This window comes from Pseudomonas lini (assembly GCF_001042905.1).
GTDB classification, from domain to species: Bacteria; Pseudomonadota; Gammaproteobacteria; order Pseudomonadales; family Pseudomonadaceae; genus Aquipseudomonas; species Aquipseudomonas lini.
Window position 1 is genome coordinate 630,829 of the sequence record NZ_JYLB01000002.1, and the last position, 14,816, is coordinate 645,644.

Below are 14,816 nucleotides of genomic sequence, written 5' to 3' on the forward strand. Positions count from 1 at the left end.
GACTCTTGAGCTGCGTTGCGATCATTCCGGCCCGCGGGGGCAGCAAGCGAATCCCGCGCAAGAACCTCAAGCCATTCGATGGCGTGCCGATGATCGTCCGTTCGATTCGCACGGCGCTGGAGTCGAATCTGTTCGACCAGGTGATCGTCAGCACCGACGATGAAGAGATCGCCGAGGTCGCACGGGCCGGTGGGGCTCAAGTGCCGTTCATGCGGCCTGCGGCGCTTGCCGACGATTTCACCGGGACCGCCGCGGTGATCGTGCATGCCTTGAAGCAATTGCCGCCGTTCGACTATGCGTGCTGCGTCTACGCGACGGCGCCCCTGTTGCAGGCGCATTATCTGCGTCAGGGGCATGAATTGCTGGTGCAGCATCCGGACAAGTCTTTTGCGTTTTCAGTCACCGGTTTTGGCTTCCCGGTACAACGGGCCTTGACCCTCGACGAGCAGGGCGCCTTGACCTCGCTCTACCCGGAATTTCGCGAGACCCGTTCCCAGGACTTGCCCGAAGCTTTTCAAGATGCCGGTCAGTTCTATTGGGGGCGCAGCGAGGCCTGGTTGCGTGGCGATGTACTGTTCTCGCCGGCAAGCCTGCCGGTGATTCTGCCGCGGCACCTGGTGCAGGACATCGACACGCTTGAGGACTGGACGCGTGCCGAATACCTTTACGCCGCCTTGAAGGCCGGTGGTGAGTTGCAATGAGAGTGCTGATCCGCGTCGACGCGTCGTCGCTCATCGGCATTGGCCATATCGCCCGTTGCCTGACCCTGGCCAAGGTATTGCGCAAGCAGGGTGCGCACGTTGCTTTTGCGTGTCGTCTGTTGCCGGGGCATCGGCTGGACAGGCTGCGGGCCGACGGCTTCGAGACCTTCGCGCTGCCGGAGCGCTACCCCGGTGAAGACCCGCAGCAGGCCATCGAGTCGATGCTGCCGTGGGAGGCGGATATTGCGGCGCTGGGGCAAGCTTTGGAAAGTCATCCGGCTTTCGACTGGATCATCGCCGACCACTATGGTCTCGATCATCACTGGCAGACCGCCGCGCGCCGCTGGGCTCCAAGAATCGCGGCGGTGGACGATTTGGCCACTCGGCAATACAGCGTCGATCTGCTGCTCAATCAAAATCTGTCGGGCACGCCAGAGGCTTATGCCTCACTGCTGACGCCCGATTGCCAGACCTTGCTCGGCCCACGTTTTGCGATGCTGCGCGATGAGTTCTGTTGCCCGGCGATCGAGGTCAAGCCTCGAGCCAGGCGAGTACTGGTGAACTTCGGCGGCTTCGATGCGGCCATGCAGACCCACCACGCGATGTTGGCGTTGGCGGATTTCCATGATCTCGAGATCGATTTCGTGGCAGGTGCCGACAATCCTGCCTGGGAGCAGATGCAGAGTTTGGCGGAGTATCGTCCGAACTGGCGCCTGCACAGTTTTGTCTGCGACTTCTACCGGTTGATGAGCGAGGTCGACCTGTTCATCGGTGCCGGTGGCGGTACCAGTTGGGAGCGGGCGGCCATGGGGTTGCCGACGATCTGCATTGCGGTCTCGAATAACCAGCAGGCCAATGGCGAGGTCATGGCAGCCTCGGGGGCTCATGTGTTTATGGGGAATCGCGAGCAGGTCAGCGTCGAGCAGTTGCGCCAGGCCATCGGTTTTATCGTGGGCAATCAGGGGATTCGTCAGAGTCTGGCCGAACGTTCGCGGCAATTGGTCGATGGCCGTGGGGCGCAGCGGGTGGCGGCAGCGCTGGCGGGGGCGGTGTTGCAGGTTCGTCAGGCCACTCAGGACGATGCGCAATTGTTGTTCGACGGGCGCAATGCCGAGGCGGTACGGCGCTGGTCGCTGGACACGCACGTCATCGACTGGCAACGGCATCAGGCCTGGCTGGCCGCGAGCCTGAGCAACCCGCAGCGGTTGCTGTTGATCGCCGAGGCGGATGATGGCCCGGTCGGTGTGCTGCGTTATGACCTCGACGATGCTCGGGCCGAAGTCTCGATTTATCTGTTCGAAGGCCGATTTGGCCTGGGCTGGGGCAGGGCGCTGCTGGCGCGGGGCGAAGCCTTCGTCACGGCTCATTGGCCGTCACTGCAAGCCATCACCGCTCAGGTGCTGCCGGCCAACCAGGCGTCGCTGAAAGTTTTCCGTGAGGCAGGTTTCACTCAGAGTGCTTGTTCGTTCACACGCGTCTTAAAGGATCACCCATGACCAGTTTCAAGATCGGCAACCGCTCGATCGGTGCCGATGCGCCGCCGTTCATCATTGCCGAGATGAGCGGCAACCATAACCAGTCGCTGGACATGGCGCTGCAAATCGTCGAAGCCGCGGCCAAGGCCGGCGCGCACGCCTTGAAGCTGCAAACCTATACCGCCGAGACCATGACCCTGGACCTGTCCGAAGGCGAGTTCTTCATCAAGGACCCCAACAGCCTGTGGGCCGGTTCGTCGCTATACGCGCTGTACGAGAAGGCCCATACGCCGTGGGAATGGCACGCGCCGATCTTCGCCCGGGCCAAAGAGCTGGGTATGCTGGCGTTCTCCACACCGTTCGATGACACGGCGGTGGACTTCCTCGAAAGCCTGGACGTGCCGGCCTACAAGATCGCCAGTTTCGAGAACACCGATCTGCCGTTGATCCGGCGAGTCGCCGCCACCGGCAAGCCGCTGATCATCTCCACCGGCATGGCCAGCATCGCCGAGCTCGATGAAACCGTGTGCGCCGCCCGTGGGGCCGGTTGCAAGGACCTGGTGTTGCTCAAGTGCACCAGCACCTACCCGGCGACGCCAGCCAACAGTAATGTGCGCACCATCCCTCATCTGCGCGAGTTATTTGGCTGTGAAGTCGGTTTGTCCGATCATTCGATGGGCGTCGGCGTGTCCGTCGCCGCGGTAGCGCTGGGGGCGACGGTGGTGGAAAAACACTTCACCCTTGACCGTGCCGCCGGTGGCGTGGACGCCAGTTTCTCCTTGGAACCAGCCGAACTCGCCAGCCTGGTGATCGAAACCGAACGCGCCTGGCAGGCGATGGGCCAGGTGCATTACGGCGTGACCGAGGCCGAGCGCAAGTCGCTGGTATACCGCCGTTCGCTGTACGTCACTCAGGACATGGCCGCCGGTGAGCCTTTCACCGTCGCCAATCTGCGGGCCATCCGTCCTGGCCTGGGGCTGGCCCCCAAACACGCTGAAACCCTTCTGGGCCGCCGCGCCCGCCAAGCCATCAAGCGCGGGACGCCGCTGGACTGGTCGCTGGTCGAATAACCCATTGCGGGGCTGATTCGGCAAAATAGCGTGACCTGCGAGTCATAACGCGCATCTTCACTGTATTGTATAAAAAGGGAAGATGGCGCCTGGACTGTTTTTAGCCCAGTGATGGCCTTTTATTCTTCCCGCTGTCACCCCGTTGAGGGCGACGTTACTTGTTGTTTGTCGGCGCCCCTCGAATCCTTGCGAGCGGTGGTATTGGGCTGTTTATTATTGGGAAGCCGTAATGATTGGCATAAAGAGCATTGCGAGCTACGTTCCTGTAGCCGGCGTGGACAATTACGCACAAGGTGCAAAATTCGAAAAGGATGAAGAATTCATCCTGGGCAAAATCGGTTCGGCCTTCCTGCCGCGCAAAGATGCAGGGCAAGAAACTTCGGACCTGTGTGTCGAAGCAGTCAACGCGCTGTTCGCCAACAATCCCGAATTGAAGCGTGAAGCCATCGACGTGCTGATCGTCGTTACCCAGAATGGTGACGAAGAAGGTCTGCCGCACACCGCCGCCATTGTTCAGGACAAACTGGGCCTGCCCACGACCGTGGCTGCGTTCGATATTTCCCTGGGCTGCTCCGGTTACGTCTACGGCATCTACGCCATCAAGGGTTTCATGGAAGCTGCTGGCCTGAAGAATGGCTTGCTGGTGACCGCTGATCCGTACTCCAAGATCGTCGACCCGGAAGACCGCAACACCACCATGCTCTTCGGCGATGCCGCCACTGCCACCTGGATGGGCGAAGATGCACCATGGCAGCTGGGCAAGGCCAAGTTCGGCACTGACGGTTCCGGCGCGCCGCACCTGAAGGTTTCCGACGGGGTGTTCTTCATGAACGGCCGTCAGGTCTTCAACTTCGCGCTGCTCAAAGTGCCAGCGCATTTGCACGAGCTGCTGGGCGACTCCGGCCTGACGGCTGACGATATCGACGCCTTCTGCATTCACCAGGGCAGCGCGGCAATTGTCGACGCCGTGGCGCGGCGTTTCGAGGGCGAGCCTGAGAAGTTCATCAAGGACATGGTCGAGACCGGTAATACCGTGTCGTCGAGCATTCCGCTGCTGCTGGAAAAACACGTGCTGGACTCGAAGTGGAAGCGCGTGGCGCTGAGTGGTTTCGGTGTTGGTTTGTCTTGGGGGTCGGCGATCATTTATCGCCCTTGAATCTCGGCTCTTTAGTCAAAGAAAGCCAGGCAAAAAAAAGCGTTCAAGGTGTAACCTTGAACGCTATTTTTTTGCCCGAATGAAAAGCGAGGCTCCATGAGCGAGTTCTTTGAGCGCAACGTCGAGGTCATCCAGCAACGCTGGCCGGCGTTGGCTGTGCGCTTGCTGGTTGAAGACGCGAGCCTGTTGCAGGCCGATCTGGTCGAAGGCCTGGGCTCGACGTTGAGCATCAATGGCATCCAGCTGACCAGTCGTCATGACCGCACCCGCGAAGCCAGGCTTCAAGCCGACAGCCTGCCCATCGACAGCCCGGTGGTGCATGCCTACGGCACCGGGCTTGGCGATCTGCAGATAGAGCTACTGCAGCGCGCCGGGCTTGAGCGTTTATACGTACATATCCTCAACGGCGCGGTGTTTGCGCTGGTGCTGCAACTGCTCGATCAACAGCAGTGGCTCAGCGATCCGCGAGTCGAGCTGTTGTATGCCGGCGATCTTACGGAAATAAAGCTGCCGTATTTCGCCTTGCCGTCGGAACTGGTCCTGGCCGATGACTTCAATGCGAAGATCCGCGATCGCTTGATCAGCGAAACTCACCTGACCTTCAATAATCGCGAGTTCGACCCGCAGTCGCCCGAGATTATAGAGTGCTTACAGGCCAGTCTTTCTCGGGTGCAGACCGATCATGACGTGGCCGAGTTGTTCGGCTCCCGCCCGGGTCGGGAGGTGTTTGTCATCGCCACCGGTCCAAGCCTGGAACAGCATTTCGACACTTTGCGCGCGATTCGCAATCAAGCTGAGCGGCCGTTGTTCATCTGCGTCGATACAGCCTATCGCCCGTTGCTCGCGCACGGCATCCGCCCCGACGTGGTGGTCAGCATTGACCAGCGGATCTCGGCCCGGCACCTGCCGCCTGAAGGCACGACCGACATCACGCTGGTGTACATGCCGATGCTCGATCCGCTGGTGCTCGAGGCTTGGCAGGGGCCGCGATATGCCGGTTACTCCGCCAGCCCGATCTACCAGCAATTGCGTGCGCAATTACCCAGGGGAGAGCTGTATGTCGGCGGCAGCGTGATTCATCCAGCGGCAGACCTGGCGGTAAAAATGGGCGCAGCGCAGATCACGTTGTTCGGTGCCGACTTCGCCTTCCCCGGCGACAAGACTCACGCGGGTTGGAACGATGGCGATCTGGGGCCGCAACTGGGGGCCGCCAAACACTGGGTGCTCGATGGTCATGGCCAGCGGATCAAAACCCAGCTCAATTTCCGCAGCTACCTGTGTGAGCTGGAGCGCTTTATCGCGGGCCATCCTCAGGTGCGCTTCTATAACAGTAGTCGGGCAGGGGCGATGATCGCCGGCACGGTTTTTCATCCGGAGTTTGCGTCATGAGCGGGTTTGAGTCCTTCGTCGTCGACGCGCAGCAATGCGCTGCACTGTTCCGTCTGGGGCGTGATGTAGAAGCCGGGCTGGCAATGATCGAGCTGATAGGTGCGCTGCACCCGAGGCTGGATTCGACGCCGCACGAGTCTCAACAGCAGTGGGCATTTCTGCTCGGCGAAATGTTCGCGTGTCAGGAGGCGCAGAACTGGCTCGCCTTGGCGGATTATCTGGAATATGAACTGGTCGAGATACTGACCGCCAGCCTGTCCGTTTAAGCAATTTCCCTTCTGCCGGTGCAGGCGAGCCCTCGCCAATCTGTCACCGGCATTCCCCTGGCGTCATTTTTTCGCTATTGGAGCGCCGCCAAACCCTTGATTTACGGGGGGTGGCAACGTGATGGCAAATATTTTTGATAATCCCCTAAAGCAAGTTGCATTACCGACGATAACTATTACGAAGGTTCTCTAGGCCATACCCGGCGGTTGCCAGGGCCGGAAGCCGCAGTACCCAACCAACGAGGAATTCGTCATGGCTTTAACCGTAAACACCAACGTCACATCGTTGAGCGTTCAGAAGAACCTGAACCGCTCTTCCGACGCTCTGTCGACTTCGATGACCCGTCTGTCTTCCGGCCTGAAAATCAACAGCGCCAAAGACGACGCCGCCGGCCTGCAGATCACTACCCGTATGACCTCGCAAATCCGCGGTCAGAACATGGCGATCAAAAACGCCAACGACGGTATCTCGATCGCTCAGACCGCTGAAGGCGCGATGCAGGAATCGACCAACATTCTGCAACGTATGCGTGAATTGGCCGTACAAGCTCGAAACGACTCGAACGGTACTCAGGACCGTGTCGCTCTGAACAAAGAATTCGCGGCAATGTCGGACGAGCTGACGCGTATCGCCAACTCGACCAACCTGAACGGCAAGAACCTGATGGACGGTACCGCTGGCACCATGACCTTCCAGGTCGGTTCCAACACCGGTTCGGCTAACCAGATCACTCTGACCCTGTCCAGCAGCTTCGGCGCTGCAACCCTGTCCGTTGACTCGGCTACCACGCAGATCACTGGTAACAACTCGGCTACTGCTCAAGCTTCGTTCTCCGCTGCCCTGACCCGTATCGACGCTGCTCTGCAGACCATCAACACCGCCCGTGCTGACCTCGGTGCTGCACAAAACCGTCTGACCAGCACCATCTCCAACCTGCAGAACATCAACGAAAACGCTGAAGCTGCTCGTGGTCGCGTACAAGACACCGACTTCGCTGCTGAAACTGCCCAGCTGACCAAGCAACAAACTCTGCAACAAGCTTCTACCGCAATTCTGGCTCAGGCCAACCAACTGCCATCCGCTGTACTGAAACTGCTTCAGTAATAGCTGATTGAGTGTTGGCGAGGGGTGTGCGCTGGTCGCACCCTCTCGCTTTTTTACTTTTAGAGGTAATGGACATGGATATGAGCGTGAAGCTGAACTTGTCTTATCCGGCGGCCAGGCACGCGACTACGGTTGCCGACCAGCCTGCGGAAAAGCCTCGAGCGGAGCCCGCGCAAGTGGTCGACGTCAAGGAAGTGCGCAAGACCGAACAATCTGAACAGGACAAGCTGAAAATGGCTGTCCAGGAAATTGAAAAGTTCGTTCAGTCGGTAAAGCGTAACCTGGAGTTCTCGATTGATGAGCCTTCAGGCAAGGTTGTTGTGAAAGTCATTGCCAGTGAGTCGGGTGAAGTGGTCCGCCAGATCCCCAACGAAGAAGTCCTGAAACTGGCTAATAGTTTGAATGATGCAAGCAGCTTGTTGTTCAGCGCTAAAGCCTGACGCTGGCACGAATTTTGTTGCTATGTTCTTTTGGGCGTTGTAGTGGTCAAAAGGCCGGCGACACACTGAAGGGAGTTTCACATGGCAAGTCCAATTCTACCGGGCACGGGTTTAGGCTCCGGCCTTGATACCGGTGCTATCGTCAAAGCCTTGGTGAACGCTGACAAAGCAGCCAAGCAAGGCCAGATCGACCGTGGAACCACCACCAACAGGGCGAGCATTTCCGGGATTGGTACCTTGAAGTCGCTGTTGGCCACGTTCCAGAAAGCACTCACCGATCTGGGCAGCACGACAACCCCACAGTTCACGGGTTTTTCTGCTACGTCCTCCGATGTAAAAATACTGACGGCTACCTCCAGCAACACGGCTGTGTCCGGAACCTATTCCGTCGACGTGACCAAGCTGGCCACCTCGTCGAAAGTGGCTTCCGAAGCGTTTGCCGGCGGTGTGACCAGTGCTATCCCTTCGGGCACGCTGACCATCACCCAGAACGGCACCAGCTACCCTGTCACTGTAGGTGCGGGCGCCACGTTGCAATCGGTACGTGACTCGATCAACACCCAATACCAGGCCAGTGGCCTGAGCGCCAACATCGTGACCGACAGTTTCGGTTCGCGTCTGGTGCTGGGCTCCACCACCACCGGTGCCGGCTCCGACATCTCCGCCAGTGGTATTGCCGGTCTGGTAATCGACGGGTCGACCCCGATGGCCGCCGTGCCGACCGCCACCTCTTCAGGTGCTATCGGTGGCCTGGCCCAGGATGCCGAGTTCACAGTCGATGGCCTGGCAATGACCAGCAAGTCAAATACCCTCGATCAAACGATCTCCGGGCTGACCTTGAAGCTGGTTGCCACCGGCAAGTCTACCGTCACCGTAGCGTCCAACAACGATGGTTTGAAGGCATCGATCCAGAAGTTTGTCGACGCGTACAACGCCGTCGCCAACGCTGTGACTTCCTTGACCAAGCCGTCCCTGGACGACGATGGCAAGCCGACCGTCCCTGCTGCGCTGACCGGCGACCCGTTGCCACGTTCGCTTCTGGCTGCCATACGGGGTCCATTGTCCCAGACCGGTGCTGGCGACAAGCTGACCGTGCTCTCGCAGTTGGGGATCACGACTGACCAGAAAACCGGTGCACTGAACTTTGACTCCACCAAGTTCACCGCGGCGATGAACGACAAGAAGCTCGGCGGCGAGGTTCAGACCCTGTTTACCGGTACCAATGGTCTGATTGAGCGCATGAATAATGTGATCAAGCCATACACCGATACGGGCGGTATTCTTGATACTCGCAACACCAACCTGAATACCACCAAGACCAGGCTGGCCGCCGATCAGGAAGCCCTGGATCGTCGGGTCGAGACCCTGACCGCTGTACTGACCAAAAAGTACAACGACATGGATACACTCGTTGGTAAATTGAAAGCGACAGCCAGCAACATCACCTCGATGTTTGAGGCCATGGCTGCGCAGCAGAAGAACTCGTAATACTCATAACGCCAAAAGCCCGGCAGCGTTTTCACGCTCCGGGCTTTTTGTTTTTTGAATCTAAAGTTTTTTGACGCGTCGTCGATACACTGGTTATACGAACCACAGATTTTTGATGAGGTACAACATGAATCCAATGTTAGCCCTTCGCCAATACCAGAAGATTGGCGCCCAGGCGCAAACTTCCGAAGCCAGCCCGCATCGTCTGGTGCAGATGTTGATGGAAGGCTGCCTGGATCGTATCGCCCAGGCCAAAGGCGCAATGGAGCGTAAAGACATTCCGAACAAAGGTGTTCTGATCGGCAAGGCCATCGGCATCATTGGTGGTTTACGTGAAGGTCTGGACCTTGAGAACTCTGTCGAAACCGTCGGTGAGCTGGACAGCCTGTACAGCTACATGATGAAGCGTTTGGCTGAGGCCAATATCAAGACCGATCCAGCCATTCTCGACGAAGTCTCTGATTTGCTCCGAACAGTCAAAGACGGTTGGGATGCCATCGCCGCGCCAGGTCCGCAGTTTTAAGGAGATCACCATGAGTCTTGTATTGCAGCGAATCGAACAAACCCGTGAGGCTCTGGTCGATGCATTGGCAGAGCGCAACTGGGAAGCCATCGGTGAATTGGACCTGGCTTGCCGTTCCTGCATGGAAGACGTCTTGAGTGAAGCTTCGGTGGACGAGGTCGCGTTGCGCGATAACCTTGAGGAGTTGCTGAGAGTCTATAAGCAGCTTCTGGAGGCGGCGACGGGGGAGAGGCAAGCGATAGTCGACGAGATGTCGCAGATCCACCAAGCACAGAGCGCGGCAAAGGTTTACCATCTGTTTGGTTAGTTAACCCCTCAGTTAATCCAAACATAGTGCGCCATAAATTTGACTGTGCACGGTTTTTTGACTTAACTAGTGGCTGGTTCCAGATTTCAGGCGTCTACAGGCATAACGTGTCTGCAAGCGTCTAGCTTGCCCCTCATTTTGGGCATTGAGTTGACTAGGGAAGTTGCTATTGCATGTGGCGTGAAACCAAAATTCTGCTGATTGATGACGATAGCGTCCGTCGCCGCGATTTGGCGGTGATTTTAAATTTTCTCGGCGAAGAAAATTTACCCTGTGGCAGCCATGACTGGCAGCAGGCGGTCGGCTCTCTGTCATCAAGTCGTGAAGTAATCTGTGTCCTCATCGGGACGGTAAATGCTCCTGGTGCACTTTTGGGCTTGTTAAAGACACTCTCAACCTGGGATGAGTTCCTTCCGGTTTTGTTAATGGGCGATAATTCTTCCATTGACTTGCCGGACGACCAGCGTCGTCGAGTGCTTTCGACCCTCGAAATGCCACCCAGCTACAGCAAATTGCTCGATTCGCTGCACCGTGCCCAGGTCTATCGCGAGATGTATGACCAGGCCCGTGAGCGCGGTCGTCACCGTGAACCCAATCTTTTCCGCAGCCTCGTCGGCACCAGTCGGGCGATTCAGCACGTCCGTCAGATGATGCAGCAAGTCGCCGACACCGACGCCAGCGTGCTGATCCTCGGCGAATCCGGGACCGGCAAGGAAGTGGTCGCGCGTAATCTGCACTACCATTCCAAGCGTCGTGACGCGCCGTTCGTTCCGGTCAATTGCGGGGCGATCCCGGCCGAGTTGCTGGAAAGCGAATTGTTCGGCCACGAGAAGGGCGCCTTCACCGGGGCGATCACCAGTCGTGCCGGGCGTTTCGAGCTGGCCAATGGCGGTACCTTGTTCCTCGACGAAATCGGCGACATGCCGCTGCCGATGCAGGTCAAGCTGCTGCGCGTCTTGCAGGAGCGCACGTTCGAGCGCGTGGGTAGCAACAAGACCCAAAGCGTCGATGTGCGGATCATTGCGGCGACCCACAAGAATCTCGAAAGCATGATCGAGATCGGCACTTTCCGCGAAGACCTCTACTATCGCTTGAACGTGTTCCCGATCGAGATGGCGCCATTGCGCGAACGCGTCGAAGACATCCCGCTGCTGATGAACGAGTTGATCTCGCGCATGGAGCACGAGAAGCGCGGTTCGATCCGTTTCAATTCGGCGGCGATCATGTCGCTGTGCCGTCACGGCTGGCCGGGCAACGTTCGCGAGCTTGCCAACCTGGTGGAGCGCATGGCGATCATGCATCCGTACGGCGTGATCGGCGTGGTCGAGTTGCCGAAGAAATTCCGCTACGTCGATGACGAAGACGAGCAATTGGTCGACAGCCTGCGCAGCGATCTTGAAGAGCGAGTGGCCATCAATGGTCATACCCCGGACTTCACCGCCAATGCCCTGCTGCCTCCGGAAGGCCTGGATCTGAAGGACTACCTTGGCGGTCTGGAACAAGGGCTGATTCAGCAGGCGCTGGATGATGCCAATGGCATCGTGGCGCGCGCGGCAGAACGGCTGCGGATTCGTCGGACCACGCTGGTGGAGAAGATGCGCAAGTACGGCATGAGCCGTCGTGACGGTGATGAACAGGCGGATGATTGACGCCTGTTTTTCAACTCCTTCATTTATAGGCGGTTTTTTTTAGGCACGGGTATTGCTACATCCCTCGCAACGTTCCGTTTAACTGACGGTCAACCACGCGAGAGAGCACGATGCCCCCAGCCGCCCAGATGTCTCCTGTCCCAGATGCTTCGGGGCAACCGTCGTCCGTAGAGCAGGCAAGCCGGCTTGGCCTTGAGCAGGCGTTTGCGCTGTTCAACCAGATGTCGAGCCAATTGACCGATTCCTACAGCATGCTCGAAGCCCGGGTCACCGAGCTCAAGGGCGAGCTGGCGGTGGTCAGTGCTCAGCGCATGCAGGAGCTGGCAGAAAAAGAACGCCTGGCCAACCGTCTGCAAAACCTCCTCGATCTGTTGCCCGGCGGCGTCATCGTCATCGACGCCCAAGGCATCGTGCGCGAAGCTAATCCCGCCGCGACTGAACTGCTCGGTCTGCCTCTCGAAGGCGAGCTGTGGCGTCATGTGATTGCTCGATGCTTTGCACCGCGCGAGGATGACGGTCACGAAATCTCTCTCAAGGACGGTCGGCGTCTGTCGATCGCCACGCGCTCGCTGGATGCCGAACCCGGTCAGTTGGTGCTGCTCAACGACCTGACTGAAACCCGTCATCTGCAAGATCAACTGGCTCGTCATGAGCGCCTGTCGTCTCTCGGTCGCATGGTTGCGTCGTTGGCTCATCAGATCCGCACGCCGTTGTCCGCTGCGCTGCTCTATGCCAGTCATTTGGCTGAACAGGAGTTGCCAGTCGCCACGCAACAGCGTTTTGCCGGTCGCCTGAAAGAGCGTTTGCATGAACTGGAACACCAGGTGCGCGACATGCTGGTGTTCGCTCGCGGCGAACTGCCGCTGACTAACCGCGTCACCCCCAAGATGCTGATGCAGTCGCTGCAAGCGGCAGCGCTGACCCACGTTCAGGACCTGCCGATTCGCTGGCAGTGCGACAGTCATGCCGGTGAGTTGTTGTGCAATCGCGACACCCTGGTCGGGGCGATCCTCAATCTGATCGAGAACGCCATTCAGGCGAGTGCCGGCGATGTCCGTTTGAAGGTTCACCTGTATACCCGCGGCAACAACCTGCGCTTGTGTGTCAGCGACAGCGGCAGTGGCATCGACACGAAGGTGCTGGCGCGTTTGGGTGAGCCGTTTTTCACCACTAAAACCACCGGCACCGGCCTGGGCCTGACCGTGGTCAAGGCCGTCGCCCGTGCCCATCAGGGAGAATTGCAGTTGCGTTCGCGGCCGGGTCGCGGCACTTGTGCGCAGGTGATCTTGCCGCTTTTTTCTGGTGAGCAACCCAGCGCTCAGGGAGCGAAGTGAAGGACATGGCCATCAAGGTTTTACTGGTCGAGGATGACCGCGCGCTTCGGGAGGCGTTGACCGATACGTTGCTGCTTGCCGGGCACGATTACACGGCGGTCGGTTCGGCGGAAGAGGCGTTGGAGGCTGTCGGTGCCGAGGCGTTTAACCTGGTGCTCAGTGACGTCAACATGCCGGGCATGGATGGTCATCAGCTGCTGGGATTGCTGCGGGCTCGTCAGCCCCAGCTGCCGGTGCTGCTGATGACCGCTCACGGTGCTGTCGAGCGAGCGGTCGACGCGATGCGTCAGGGCGCAGCCGATTATCTGGTCAAGCCGTTCGAGCCCAAAGCCTTGCTCGATCTGGTGGCGCGTCACGCACTGGGCAATCTCGGTGCGACCGAGAGCGAGGGGCCTGTGGCGTTCGAGCCGGCCAGTGCGCAATTGCTGGAATTGGCCGCACGGGTGGCGCGTAGTGACTCCACGGTGTTGATCTCCGGTGAGTCCGGGACCGGCAAGGAAGTGCTGGCGCGTTACATCCATCAACACTCTCGCCGCGCCAGTCAGCCGTTCATTGCGATCAACTGTGCAGCGATCCCGGACAACATGCTCGAAGCCACCTTGTTCGGTCACGAAAAGGGCTCGTTCACCGGTGCCATCGCGGCGCAGGCCGGCAAGTTCGAGCAGGCCGATGGCGGGACGATTCTGCTCGATGAAATCTCCGAAATGCCCCTCGGCCTTCAAGCCAAATTACTGCGGGTATTGCAGGAGCGTGAAGTCGAACGAGTCGGCGCACGCAAGCCGATCACGCTGGACATCCGAGTGGTCGCCACCACCAACCGTGACCTCGCCGCTGAAGTGGCGGCGGGGCGTTTTCGTGAAGACCTTTACTATCGCCTGTCGGTGTTCCCGCTGGCTTGGCGTCCGCTGCGCGAGCGCACCGCCGACATACTGCCGCTGGCCGAGCGTCTGCTGACCAAACACGTCAATAAAATGAAGCATGCCGCGGCGAAGCTCTCGCCCGAAGCACAGGCGTGCCTGATCGGTTATCCATGGCCGGGCAACGTGCGAGAACTGGATAACGCGATCCAGCGTGCCTTGATTCTGCAGCAGGGCGGTTTGATCCAGCCGCAGGATTTCTGCCTGGCCGGGCCTGTGGCGTGTGCGCCGTTGCCGACATTGACGCCGACGTCCGTGCGCGCAGTAGAAGTCGAAGCTGAATCGGCGGGCGCCCTCGGCGATGACCTGCGGCGCCGTGAATTCCAGATGATCATCGATACCTTGCGCTCTGAGCGCGGCCGTCGCAAAGAAGCCGCCGAGCGACTGGGCATCAGCCCGCGCACCTTGCGCTACAAGCTGGCGCAGATGCGCGACGCTGGCATGGATGTGGAAGCGTACTTGTTCGCCACCTGAAAGTTGACGCAAGCAACACCGATCCAAATGTGGTTCACGGTTGAGCAAGGCCCGGAATTGGCTTTTGTTCAGATCGGCCACGGAGCTGGCACCCTTGTTGCTAACACCTCACTACCCGCCGAGTGAGTGTCAAAAAATTGCGGGTAGCCAAAGACGTAGCTTCGTCAAAGAGAGAAACCATGAGCCAAGGTATTGAATTCAATCGGTTGATGCTGGACATGCGCTCCATGCAAATGGATGCGATGTCTGCGCCGAAATCGACTGCCGCAGTTCCTGAATTGGGTGGCAGCAGCTTTTCCGACATGCTCGGTCAGGCCGTCAATAAAGTGAACGACACCCAGCAGGCGTCCAGTCAGTTGGCCAGTGCATTCGAGATCGGTAAAAGCGGCGTCGACCTGACGGACGTGATGATTTCCTCACAGAAGGCCAGCGTGTCTTTTCAGGCACTGACCCAAGTGCGTAACAAGCTGGTTCAGGCTTACCAAGACATCATGCAGATGCCGGTTTAAGGACGAGATTGAG

General features: G+C 58.8%; 15 protein-coding genes. All 15 read left to right on the plus strand.

All coding sequences use genetic code 11. From position 1 onward, the window contains the following. Positions 1 to 5 precede the first annotated feature (5 nt). Complete coding sequence (pseF, locus tag TU81_RS07305) at positions 6 to 701, plus strand: pseudaminic acid cytidylyltransferase (RefSeq protein ID WP_048394282.1); 696 nt, start codon at positions 6 to 8, stop codon at positions 699 to 701. Continuing rightward, the gene (gene pseG / locus TU81_RS07310; protein ID WP_048394284.1) at positions 698 to 2,197 is read left to right on the plus strand and encodes a UDP-2,4-diacetamido-2,4,6-trideoxy-beta-L-altropyranose hydrolase; all 1,500 of its coding nucleotides are present in this window, start codon (positions 698 to 700) and stop codon (positions 2,195 to 2,197) included. The genes pseF and pseG overlap by 4 nt, the downstream gene beginning before the upstream one ends. Next, positions 2,194 to 3,246, plus strand: a complete 1,053-nt coding sequence (gene pseI / locus TU81_RS07315) for a pseudaminic acid synthase (RefSeq protein WP_048394286.1) — start codon at positions 2,194 to 2,196, stop codon at positions 3,244 to 3,246. Before pseG ends, pseI begins: the two co-directional genes overlap by 4 nt. Before the next feature lie 229 nt (positions 3,247 to 3,475). After that, on the plus strand, positions 3,476 to 4,402 hold the full coding sequence (locus TU81_RS07320; RefSeq protein ID WP_038979567.1) for a ketoacyl-ACP synthase III: 927 nt from the start codon (positions 3,476 to 3,478) through the stop codon (positions 4,400 to 4,402). A 96-nt stretch (positions 4,403 to 4,498) separates the two neighbouring features. Next, positions 4,499 to 5,791, plus strand: a complete 1,293-nt coding sequence (locus tag TU81_RS07325) for a motility associated factor glycosyltransferase family protein (protein ID WP_038979568.1) — start codon at positions 4,499 to 4,501, stop codon at positions 5,789 to 5,791. Then, positions 5,788 to 6,057 carry a hypothetical protein gene (locus TU81_RS07330; protein ID WP_038979569.1) on the plus strand — a complete coding sequence of 90 codons (270 nt, stop codon included), beginning with the start codon at positions 5,788 to 5,790 and terminating at the stop codon, positions 6,055 to 6,057. The genes TU81_RS07325 and TU81_RS07330 overlap by 4 nt, the downstream gene beginning before the upstream one ends. A gap of 253 nt (positions 6,058 to 6,310) precedes the next feature. After that, positions 6,311 to 7,162, plus strand: coding sequence for a flagellin domain-containing protein (locus TU81_RS07335; protein ID WP_038979570.1), 852 nt, complete (start codon positions 6,311 to 6,313; stop codon positions 7,160 to 7,162). 74 nt (positions 7,163 to 7,236) lie between these two features. After that, complete coding sequence (locus tag TU81_RS07340) at positions 7,237 to 7,602, plus strand: flagellar protein FlaG (RefSeq protein WP_038979571.1); 366 nt, start codon at positions 7,237 to 7,239, stop codon at positions 7,600 to 7,602. Positions 7,603 to 7,683: 81 nt separating this feature from the next. Further along, positions 7,684 to 9,090: a flagellar filament capping protein FliD gene (gene fliD, locus TU81_RS07345; protein ID WP_048394288.1), complete on the plus strand. Its 1,407-nt coding sequence runs from the start codon at positions 7,684 to 7,686 to the stop codon at positions 9,088 to 9,090. A 127-nt stretch (positions 9,091 to 9,217) separates the two neighbouring features. Then, positions 9,218 to 9,613, plus strand: coding sequence for a flagellar export chaperone FliS (gene fliS / locus TU81_RS07350; RefSeq protein ID WP_038979574.1), 396 nt, complete (start codon positions 9,218 to 9,220; stop codon positions 9,611 to 9,613). Between the two features lie 10 nt (positions 9,614 to 9,623). After that, complete coding sequence (locus TU81_RS07355) at positions 9,624 to 9,920, plus strand: hypothetical protein (RefSeq protein WP_038979575.1); 297 nt, start codon at positions 9,624 to 9,626, stop codon at positions 9,918 to 9,920. A gap of 173 nt (positions 9,921 to 10,093) precedes the next feature. Next, positions 10,094 to 11,569, plus strand: coding sequence for a sigma-54 dependent transcriptional regulator (locus TU81_RS07360; RefSeq protein ID WP_038979577.1), 1,476 nt, complete (start codon positions 10,094 to 10,096; stop codon positions 11,567 to 11,569). A 128-nt stretch (positions 11,570 to 11,697) separates the two neighbouring features. Then, entirely contained in the window at positions 11,698 to 12,903 is a 1,206-nt protein-coding gene (locus TU81_RS07365) for a sensor histidine kinase (RefSeq protein ID WP_162232619.1), read from the plus strand. Positions 12,904 to 12,908: 5 nt separating this feature from the next. Beyond that, positions 12,909 to 14,294 (plus strand): sigma-54-dependent transcriptional regulator, encoded by a 1,386-nt coding sequence (locus tag TU81_RS07370; RefSeq protein ID WP_048394497.1) that lies wholly within the window; start codon positions 12,909 to 12,911, stop codon positions 14,292 to 14,294. A gap of 179 nt (positions 14,295 to 14,473) precedes the next feature. Next, positions 14,474 to 14,803 carry a flagellar hook-basal body complex protein FliE gene (gene fliE, locus TU81_RS07375; protein WP_010456962.1) on the plus strand — a complete coding sequence of 110 codons (330 nt, stop codon included), beginning with the start codon at positions 14,474 to 14,476 and terminating at the stop codon, positions 14,801 to 14,803. The last annotated feature ends 13 nt before the right edge of the window (positions 14,804 to 14,816 follow it).